The sequence below is a fragment of the Pantoea sp. UBA5923 genome (assembly GCF_002431095.1).
Taxonomy (GTDB): domain Bacteria; phylum Pseudomonadota; class Gammaproteobacteria; order Enterobacterales; family Enterobacteriaceae; genus Pantoea; species Pantoea piersonii.
In genome coordinates this window covers 494-2766 of the sequence record NZ_DJDN01000001.1, presented here as the reverse complement: position 1 = coordinate 2766, position 2273 = coordinate 494, and the positions used below count along the sequence as shown (strand labels likewise).

Genomic DNA, 2273 nt, shown 5'->3' with positions numbered 1-2273 from the left:
GAACAGCTGCAGCAGCATCTGGTTAAGCTCGCCGATGCGGCGCGTGACGCGGAAGAAATCCTTCATCATTCGCTCGACCGGCTCGTTGCCTTCGCCCTGATAGTTAAGGCGCTGCGCGACGTTAAGCTGGCGATCGAACAGCAGCCGGTTGTCGTAGCGCGTCAACGTCAGATGCAGGGCAAAGCGGATGCGCCAGAGAAACGCCTGACACTCGTTAAGCTCGATGCGCTCGGCTTCGGTAAGAAAGCCGAACCCTACCATTTCATCCAGCGTGGTGGCGCCGAAGTGGCGGCGCGCCACCCACTCCAGCGTATGGATATCGCGCAGGCCGCCTGGGCTGCTTTTAATATCGGGCTCAAGGTTGTAGCTGGTGCCGTGATAACGCTGGTGGCGCGCCTGCTGCTCTTCGATCTTGGCAGCGTAAAAGGTCGCCGACGGCCAGAAGCCTTCGCTGAAGATATTCTTCTGCATCTCCAGAAACAGGGCGACGTCACCGGTCAGCATGCGTGACTCGATAAGGTTGGTGGCGACGGTCAGGTCGGCTAACCCCTCCAGCAGACACTCCTCCAGCGTGCGCACGCTGTGGCCTACCTCCAGCTTGAGATCCCACATCAGCGTCAGCAGTTCGCTGGTTTGCTGCGCGCTCGAATCGTCGAGCGGCTCGCGGCTGAGGATCAGAATATCGACGTCGGAAAGCGGATGCAGTTCGCCGCGACCGTAGCCGCCGACCGCGACCAGCGCGATAGCAGGCAGGGCGTCGAAGCCGTAAAAGCGCCACAGGCGACGCAGCAGGCGGTCGATAAACAGCGTGCGCGCATCGATCAGGGCCTCAACCGATTCGCCGGCGTCGAACGCCGTGGAGAGAAAGGCATTAAAGGTTTCCAGCTTCTGCTTCAGGACGTCGCGGGTTAACTGCGCATCATCCCAGTGCGCCGGGGAATCTTTCAGGCCGTCAATGACCTCATCCGTCAGGATCGCGCTCATACCGCTTCTCTCTTCTTGAGCCATAAAAAAACCGGCACAGGGCCGGCTTTTTATCAGTGGGGGACGTTTACCCTTCGTTGACCAGCACCGCGTCGATGGTGTCGTCGCTACGCAGGGTCAGGATTTCACAGCCGTTATCGGTCACCACAATAGTATGCTCGTACTGCGCGGACAAGCTGCGATCTTTAGTTTTTACCGTCCAGCCATCTTTCATGGTGCGGATGCGGTAGTCGCCAGCGTTGACCATCGGCTCGACGGTAAAGGTCATGCCCGCCTGCAGCACCACGCCGCCGTCATCCGCGTCGTAGTGCAGCACCTGCGGCTCTTCATGGAAGCCTTTGCCGATGCCGTGGCCGCAGTATTCGCGCACCACTGAGAAGTCGTGGGATTCGACATATTTCTGAATCGCGCGTCCCAGCTCGCGCAGGCGGATGCCTGGCTTCACCAGGCGCAGCGCCAGATAGAGGCTCTGCTGGGTGATATGGCACAGACGCTCGCCCTGGATGGTCGGCTTGCCGACGATAAACATCTTCGAGGTGTCGCCGTGGTACTCATCTTTGATAACGGTAACGTCGATATTGATGATGTCGCCATCCTTCAGCAGACGATCGTCGCTGGGAATGCCGTGACACACCACCTCGTTGACCGAGATGCAGACCGATTTCGGGAAGCCGTGGTAGCCGAGGCAGGCGGAGATGGCGTGCTGCTCGTTAGTAATGTAATCGTGACAGATGCGGTCCAGTTCGCCGGTAGAAACGCCCGGTTTGACGTGCGGTGCGATCATCTCCAGCACCTCGGCGGCCAGACGGCCCGCGACGCGCATTTTTTCGATTTCTTCAGGGGTTTTAATTGAAATTGCCATTAAATTAATCCGCAGTTGCCGAAAATTTCAGCAATAATGAACGATGTGCTGTCATGTTAGCAGCCGAAAACAAGGCAGCCAAACAGTTCGCGTCGCGCGGCCCCGCACTGAACAAATTCTGGCTTCAGCAGCGTGGTTGTGGTATAAAGCGCGCCGACGATTCTCTGTCAGGTGCGTAATGGCCGGCAGGAAGCGCGAATTGCATAATGTGTGAGCGAAATGAGAGCCAGTGTGCTCATCCGCCGCCGTTAGCAACAATCTCATTATGTGTACTAAAACACACATGTATCGACACATGCGCCGGGGTGCTTCGAAAGAGGTCGGTCGCATGGGATACATGGAGGCCCAACCCCAATCTAAATTTAGAGGTAATCATGGCAACTGTTTCCATGCGCGACATGCTCAAGGCTGGTGTTCACTTCGGTCA

The 2273-nt window shown here is 57.5% G+C and carries 2 protein-coding genes; both read right to left on the bottom strand.

From position 1 onward, the window contains the following. The coding region (locus B3797_RS00015) for a nucleotidyltransferase domain-containing protein (RefSeq protein ID WP_311790028.1) at positions 1–984 on the bottom strand (984 nt) is incomplete at its 3' end. A gap of 67 nt (positions 985–1051) precedes the next feature. Further along, positions 1052–1846, bottom strand: a complete 795-nt coding sequence (gene map / locus B3797_RS00010; protein ID WP_269949466.1) for a type I methionyl aminopeptidase — start codon at positions 1844–1846, stop codon at positions 1052–1054. Positions 1847–2273: the final 427 nt, after the last annotated feature.

Excerpts from the sequence above, each read along its gene's own strand:
- map (WP_269949466.1), bottom strand. The coding sequence starts at position 1,846 with ATGGCAATTTCAATTAAAACCCCTGAAGAAATCGAAAAAATGCGCGTC.